The organism is Streptomyces sp. HNM0645, from assembly GCF_030056615.1.
Lineage (GTDB): Bacteria > Actinomycetota > Actinomycetes > Streptomycetales > Streptomycetaceae > Streptomyces > Streptomyces marianii.
This window is the reverse complement of the sequence record NZ_JASHLT010000113.1, coordinates 1-2,008: the sequence shown is the minus strand read 5'-3', so window position 1 is coordinate 2,008 and position 2,008 is coordinate 1. Positions and strand designations below refer to the sequence as shown.

At 69.8% G+C, this 2,008-nt stretch carries 1 protein-coding gene; it reads right to left on the bottom strand.

The features are described 5' to 3' along the window. Window positions 1–96: 96 nt before the first annotated feature. Window positions 97–1,080, bottom strand: a complete 984-nt coding sequence (gene sbnA / locus QMZ92_RS35810) for a 2,3-diaminopropionate biosynthesis protein SbnA (RefSeq protein WP_283302119.1) — start codon at window positions 1,078–1,080, stop codon at window positions 97–99. Window positions 1,081–2,008 lie beyond the last annotated feature (928 nt).

Sequence of the window (2,008 nt, the reverse complement as noted above, 5' to 3'; positions counted from 1 at the left end):
GCACCGCCCGCCCGCGCACCGCCCGCCCGCGCACCGCCCGCCCGCGCACCGCCGCCGGGCGGCGCGGTGGCATGCTCCCGGGCTCGGGCCGGGAGGTCAGACCGCGGGGGAGGGGGCCACCGCGGCCGGCGGGGCGAGTACGTGCTCGCCGTAGAGGTCGTGGACCCAGTTGGTCTGGTAGATCGTCTCCAGGTACCGCTCGCCCAGGTCCGGCGCGATGGCCACCGCGGTCGGGTTCTCGTCTCCGTGCGCGGCGAGCCAGCTCGTCGCGCCGCTGACGACCGTGCCGGTGGAGCCGCCGAAGAGGAATCCGCGCCTCGCCAGCCGGTGACACGCCCGGATGGTGTCGGCCTCCGGGACGTGCACGACCTCGTCCACGTACGAGGTGTCCAGCAGCGGCGGACGGACGCTGGTGCCCAGACCGGGGATCATCCGCCGGCCCTGGGTGTCGCCGAAGGTGACGGAGCCGGCGCTGTCCACGGCCACGATCCGCACCGGCCGGTGCCACTCGCGGAAGAAGCGGGCACAGCCCATCAGCGTGCCGGTGGTCCCGGCGCCGACGAACAGTACGTCCAGGTCGGGGAACTGCCGGGCTATGGCCGGAGCGGTCCTGCGGTAGTGGGCCATGCCGTTGTTCGGGTTCGTGTACTGGTTCAGCCATACGTATCGGTCGTCGGACGCGCACAGAGCCCGCACATGGTCGATGCGCGCCCCGAGGAATCCGCCCTCGCCGGGCTCGGTGACGACGTGCACCCCTGCACCCAGGGCCTCCATCAGCAGTCGGGTGGACAGATTGCACCGCGAGTCCGTCACACACAGGAACCGGTAGCCCTTGCTGGCTGCGATCATGCTCAGTGCCACGCCCAGGTTGCCCGACGAGGACTCGATCAGGACCGAGCCCGGTCCCAGTAGGCCGTCGCGTTCGGCGGCCTCGACCATCTCGGTGGCGGCCTTGAGCTTGATCGAGCCGGCGAAGTTGAACCCCTCGCATTTCAGGAACAGCGGGTGTCCGGAAACCGACTCGAGATCGACATAGAGATCGTCTTCGTTGAAGTCCTGTGGGACGGATATGACAGGCACGGCGGCCTCCTGCCGGGCGTGTGGGAATCGGGGAAGAAAGCCGTCCGGGCAACGCCCGAACGCCTCTCCAGTACGCCTGTCGGGAAGCCCTTCGTCATGCCACCGGAATTCGGGGCTTGACATCGAAGCGTAATGTGCATGTCGGTGCAGCGTGGCTTTCTGTGCAGGTCAGAGCTGTGATCGCGGGATGGGTTGAGATCCGCGGACACACGGCGAAATGCGGTTGCGACCCCTTGCCCGGATGCGGCTTCCGTGTCAAGAGACGAATTCCCGTAGCAGGACAGGACCGGCCCCGGCAGGGCCTACTGGATTGCGTTCGCTGGATTGCGCTCGACCCCGGCGGAACCTGCAACGAGACCCGCTGCCGGGACGGCCTGTGAAGAGCCGCCCGGGAACGGAAGATTCCAAGGGGAAAAGACAGTGCAAGCATGCGGACTGCAGGTGTGCGACCGATGTGTCCGTGGTTCCGTGACGAGGGCGGGGCCCATGGTCCCGTCCTTCCCGAGTGGCCCCCACCGGGCACGGGCACGGGCTCCGGCCGCCCCGCCGGGGGCGGCCCCGGCGGATCACGCAACGTGACCGTGTGTCGGTCGACCGCGAAGTTCCCCCTAACGCACGGTGGGGCGGCAACCCGGCCCGGGAAGTACGGGACCACGGGTCCCTCCACCACAAGGCCGTACACAACGCCACCAGCCACCACATCGCGGCCCCCGGAACACGCCCACCGACGGCCCACCGGTACCGCGACGTCACCCCACACGCCACCAGAGCAACCGAGGAAAGAGACGATGGACATGCATGCGGACGCGGGCCGGGAGTTCTGGTGCGACGTGCTCGGCGCCGGAGGACTGACCGCGATCCCGCGGTGGACGACCGAGCCGGTGCCGGGGAGCGCGGAGCACGTGGCGCGGGTCCCGGACGGGCTCGC